This window comes from Streptomyces sp. NPDC051172 (genome assembly GCF_040682555.1).
Lineage (GTDB): Bacteria > Actinomycetota > Actinomycetes > Streptomycetales > Streptomycetaceae > Streptomyces.
Genome location: NZ_JBFBBE010000246.1, coordinates 1 through 4,859, shown reverse-complemented (window position 1 = coordinate 4,859; position 4,859 = coordinate 1). Strand labels below are relative to the sequence as shown.

The window sequence follows — 4,859 nt, the reverse complement described above, 5'->3', positions numbered from 1 at the left end:
TCCAGCAGTACCTCGACGCACGCGGCCTGCCCCGACCCCTGTGGTGGCGCCAAGGCAAATGACCCCGGGCCTCAAGATTCCCGACGGAGTCGCTCGCTGATCGTCAACTCGACCTGGACACCAGCCCGTCGGGTCTGTTCGAGGAGCGTGTTGAGGTCGTCGAGGCCGCCAGGCAACCATTCGGCACCGTCGTCATCGCGCAGGACACCCAGCAGTGAACGCAGCTCTACCAGGGTGTCTCTGCTCGTCGTCCCGATCGCGGCCAGGGACTTCGCGGCCTCGTCAGGCCGGCTGCCGATGACGTGGTGGCCGACGCCCGCCTGGACCGCGACGATGCTGAGGCTGTGCGCGACGACGTCGTGCAGCTCCCGGGCGATGCGCATGCGTTCCTCGACGAGGAGGAGCTGTGCCCGCTCTTCGGCCTGCTCGACCAGGCCTCGGGTATAGGCGCGTCCCTGTCTGGTGGACCATCCGATCGCCCAGGCGGCGGCCTCGACGACGAGGACTTGGATCATCCCCGGCCACCCCCAGGAGCGCCCTGTTATGCCCTGCAGAGGGATCATCAAGGCGAGTTGTGCGGCGCCCGCCACCACGCCCGCGTACGCCGCAACACGCGCGGGCCGGGTGACCGCCACCTCGTACACCAGTAAGGCAGTCGCCAGGATCCCCGTCATGCCGACCGCTGCCTCGGTGGCCATCGCCACCGACGCCACCGCCAGTCCAGGCAGTGGCAGCAGCCGCCGGACGGCGACAGCCAAGACCAACGAGCACGTCAGCACGGCGTGCCATGCCGGCCAGCCCGTGCGATGCGTGCCAAGCGTCCACCACAAGACGTTCCACGCCATCAGGACTACAGCCAAAAGCACATCCAGCGCGATCAGCTGATTGGTCGTCAGCCCCCTGGCACGGGACGCCGCGTCATGCCTCACCATCACGACTCGCACGCATTCGACCCTAGCCGGGAGAGCGATCATCCGCCTCTGTCCAGAGACAGAGATCAGCCGGTCATTCCATGGCCAGATCCGCGGGGCGGGCACCCTCTGCCAGGGTCGGCCACATGGATCTCTCCCGGACCTCCGCCCGCCGATGGCTTTTCCCCGTGCCCTGGGGCTTCGCCCTGCTCGCCACCGCGTCGTCCCTGACGTACGGCGGTGATCACGCGGTGAACGCCTGGGCCTCGACCAACCTGGCCAATATGGGAGATCACCCTGTGGAGGCGCTCATCGCCTCCACCTTCCTGTTCGGCCCCGATCCCTGGGCCTGTCTGCGCAGCATCGCCCTGGCCGGGGCCATACTGGCGTTTCTCGTCATCCGGTTCGGCAACATGCGGGCGTGCGCACTGATCGCGGCCGGCCAAGTCCTCGGCACACTGGTGAGCGAAGGACTGCTGGCAGCGCGGATCATGGCGGGCCAAGCAGACCCCGCGCTGCGTGCGACGTTGGACGTCGGCCCGTCCTACGTGATCGTCTCGGCCCTGGCCGCCGTGGCGGTAGCGGGAGCCCGGCGGTGGCACCGGTGGACCGCGCTCGCCGCGCTCGCGGTACGCGCACCACACATCACGAGCGGCCTCACCACGCTGGGGGTCACTCCCGTCGGCCACGTGACAGCACTGTCCACCGGCATGCTGCTCGCACGGGGTCTGCAGTCGTCCGACGCCCGCCACCGCTACCTGCACCCACTGACGGTACGCATAGCGCCGCTTCAGACCGAGGGGCGTACCCATGATCGCGTACGTTCTGTGGTCCGGCCACCAGCACGGCGTCGGGTCACACCCCACGACGGAGTGGACAGGACGGCGGTCAAGCCAAGTACCCCGTTCGAGACGCACTGGCGCACTTCCACCCCGACCGGCATCGCCCGTGTTCCCAGCAAGGATGAGTGCTGCTCAGGCGAATAGTCCCACCACAACACGGTCCTTGGCCGGGTGCTCCCGGCCGGGCGGATGCATGAGTGCAGGGCCTCTCGATAGCTCGGGTTTGCGACCACTCGAGTGCCAGGAGGCCCTGTTGTTCCAGTCTTGCGTGACGATCCCTGTCTCGCCCAGCTCCCGTGTATCGACCCCGCGACCGGGACCTTTACCATTCGACCGCCGGCACCGGCTCCGGTGCCTTCTGCACGGCCGCATCACCGGGGACGGCCAAGGCCTCGGCCGGCTCCACCCGCCCCCGGGCAGCTGTCTCCCGCTCCTCCAGCAAATTCATCACCGACGCGACCGGCCACCTCCCCGTCGTCGAGGACGAACTGATCGCCCGAACGCTCCCACGACGACACCGGAACCATGCCTGAACAGCAGAAAGTCAGTGATCACATCCGGTAGGACAACGGCTTCCAAAGACAAGCCGAGAGGCCGGTACGCGGGTCGCTGTCCGTTCTGCTACTTCGGTTGGGTGCAGATCCCTCGAGCCCAGGCCATGGCGGCGCAGAACGCCTCCGGCATCCCCCTCGACCTGGTCGCGCTCGTCACCCCGCTGCCCGGCGACAGCACACCGGTGCCGGGCGAGATCATCGAGCATCAGGCACACGCGGTCGGCCACGCCGCCGTCCTCCTCGCAGACCGGAGCGTCCTCCTCGCCCGCGACATGCTCTCCGACCTCCTCATCCCGCTCCTCGACGTCCGCCAGAACGGTCAGGTGGGCTCCCTACGAGGGGGCACTCGACCGGCTGGATGAGGCCGCCGTCCACGCCGATGTCATGATCCCCGGCCACGGCACGGTAGCCGAAGGGCCCGAGATGGCGGCCCGCATCGCCGCCGACCACGCCTACATCGACGCGCTCCGGCAAGGAAAAGAGCTCCCTGGACCGACGTCTGGGACCGCACGCGGACTGGCTGTACGGCCCTCACGGAACGAACCACGAGCAGGCCCGAAAACGATAAGGGCCTTGTGACGCACTGGGGCCCTGGCCAGTAGGCCAGGCCGGATCAACACCCAGGGCGGTGAGCACATCAGGCTGCACCATGACACACGCTCGAGAACCGCAACAAGGAATCCCCCTGAGGAACCACACCACTCCAGACAGCGTGACTGCCGCCCGCGACCACACCGCGGTACACAAGCCGACGCACCACACCGTCCCGCGCGATCCACAACCCAACCGAAAGACCGCCAAGACCGCGCCCGGCGCAGACGCGCACAAGCAGCACCACCGCCCGGCTCCACGTGGATCCGCGCTCATCAGCACGCTGCCGCATCGCCCATCGCCTCAAAAGGGGTCGCTCTGAGATCAGTTCACCTGCGTGGGATACGCGTGCGACCGTTCCTGCGGGAGGGCGAGCGCGGTTCACGCGGTGGCTACCCCGCCAAGTTCTTCAAGGCCCGTTACCGGGCGCGGAACTCCGTGGAACGGGCAGAGATCAAGACGGGGAAGCAATTCGGAGCCGTGGCTACGCGTTATGACAAGCGCGGCTACGCCGGCCTGGGCACGTAACCGCTGCTGCCCTGATCATCCGGCACCGACCCTGACAGACGTAACCAGGCAACAGGAGATCAACCATTCGCCCGCTCTGCCGCGCTGCGTTCCACACAAAATTCGTTGCCCTCGGGGTCATGCAGCGTCACCCACCCGGTGCCGTCGGGACGTCGGTGGTCCCCCTGGAGTGTGGCACCGAGCAAGAGCAGGCGCTCGACCTCCTCATCCCTGGTGCGGTCCTGGGGTTGGAGATCCAGGTGCACTCGGTTCTTCACCGCCTTGCGGTCATCAACCCTGAGGAACAGCAGGGTGGCAGCAGCAGTCGTGACCATGGCTTCCGGATCCCCCGGAAAGTCGTCATCGGCCAGCGAGCCGTCCAGGACCTGGGCCCAAAAGCCCGCGAGAACGAACGGGTCTGCGGCATCGACAGTGATATGGCGTATCAGGGAACTCATACCCAAAGCCGATCATGAATGTCGCCCACCGTCCAGAGGCGGCCAGCCTCGACACCGATCACCTCCCCAGGCTCCAAGAATTATCCCGCAACACCGTCTCGTCCCCAACGTCTGCTGTCCTGCCGACTCGCGCCTCTTCGCGCTGGTGCGTACAGGGAGCGCGTGGCACGGCAGCGCGGGAGGCGGTCAGTCCAGAGCAGCGATCACCGCCTCAGACACCATCGCTCCCGCCTCCTGGATCCGTTGACGCATGTTCCCTTCGTACAGCCAGGCGCAAGCCTCGATTGCCGGGAAGAGTTCGGCGAGGATCAACGCCGCACGCTTCGGTACGTGGGGGTGTTCCCGCCAGGCTGTCCCGCAGTGATCGATCTCCTCCTGCAGCTGAAGAAGCGCCTGCTCATCGAACCCCTCGTTCATACGCAGGTGGCTCACGAAACGATCGGCCGCCTCTTCCAGACGACTGACCAAGTCTGTCTCCACATGCGCCTCCGTCTCGGGCACTTCGCTGCACGGTGGGACGATCTTCTCGTGGCCAGCGTGAGCACGGCGTCACAGCCGTATTGGACAGGCGCATTCACCGGGCTGAGTCCCGCCGCTTCGCCAACTGGTGACCGCCCTGCGCCGCGAGGGAGCCGACACCGTCCGCCATGGCCGGCCGTGGGGCCTTCCCCTGGAGGACCGCGTCCTGCTGATCGGCGTACAGGCGCACACAAACTTGACGCTGCGCCAGCTCGCTCGGCTGTTCGGCATTTCGAAGTCTGCGGCAACAAAGGCGAGACAGTTGATCATTTCGGGACTGCCTTTCGGCAAGCGCCTTTTCACCGTCTCGGCCAACTGCTGCCGGCGCACCTCACGGCCTGCGGGCCGACGGCTGCGGTACTTGTAGAACCACGACCATGCATGGTCCTTTGGCCGCCGATCGCCCCGCCGACGGACGCCGGGTTCGCCACGGCTGTTTGAGCTGGGCCTTCCCGCCGCCGGGCGTGACGCCCGGCG

General features: G+C 67.2%; 5 protein-coding genes and 2 pseudogenes. 4 read left to right on the top strand and 3 right to left on the bottom strand.

Annotated features, from left to right (window positions below; translation table 11 throughout):
- Positions 1–71 precede the first annotated feature (71 nt).
- On the bottom strand, positions 72–944 hold the full coding sequence (locus tag AB0N07_RS49720; protein WP_365847447.1) for a histidine kinase dimerization/phosphoacceptor domain-containing protein: 873 nt from the start codon (positions 942–944) through the stop codon (positions 72–74).
- 113 nt (positions 945–1,057) lie between these two features.
- Between AB0N07_RS49720 and AB0N07_RS49715 the strand changes: the two genes are divergently transcribed.
- The 3 genes and pseudogenes from AB0N07_RS49715 to AB0N07_RS49705 form a co-directional block, all read left to right on the top strand.
- Positions 1,058–1,897 carry a rhomboid-like protein gene (locus AB0N07_RS49715; RefSeq protein ID WP_365847445.1) on the top strand — a complete coding sequence of 280 codons (840 nt, stop codon included), beginning with the start codon at positions 1,058–1,060 and terminating at the stop codon, positions 1,895–1,897.
- Positions 1,898–2,387: 490 nt separating this feature from the next.
- Positions 2,388–2,669 carry a hypothetical protein gene (locus tag AB0N07_RS49710; RefSeq protein ID WP_365847443.1) on the top strand — a complete coding sequence of 94 codons (282 nt, stop codon included), beginning with the start codon at positions 2,388–2,390 and terminating at the stop codon, positions 2,667–2,669.
- 604 nt (positions 2,670–3,273) lie between these two features.
- A pseudogene (locus AB0N07_RS49705) lies at positions 3,274–3,426 on the top strand (IS5/IS1182 family transposase); the annotation flags it as partial.
- Positions 3,427–3,485: 59 nt separating this feature from the next.
- Here AB0N07_RS49705 and AB0N07_RS49700 read toward each other — a convergent pair.
- Together AB0N07_RS49700 and AB0N07_RS49695 are read right to left on the bottom strand one after the other, a co-directional pair.
- A complete protein-coding gene (locus AB0N07_RS49700) occupies positions 3,486–3,863 on the bottom strand; it encodes a VOC family protein (protein WP_365847441.1) in 378 nt (125 codons plus the stop codon).
- Positions 3,864–4,049: 186 nt separating this feature from the next.
- Positions 4,050–4,364 carry a hypothetical protein gene (locus AB0N07_RS49695; RefSeq protein ID WP_365847439.1) on the bottom strand — a complete coding sequence of 105 codons (315 nt, stop codon included), beginning with the start codon at positions 4,362–4,364 and terminating at the stop codon, positions 4,050–4,052.
- Positions 4,365–4,391: 27 nt separating this feature from the next.
- On the opposite strand from AB0N07_RS49695, the pseudogene AB0N07_RS49690 reads away from it, so the two are divergent.
- Positions 4,392–4,658, top strand: a pseudogene (locus AB0N07_RS49690) (transposase family protein); the annotation flags it as partial.
- Positions 4,659–4,859 lie beyond the last annotated feature (201 nt).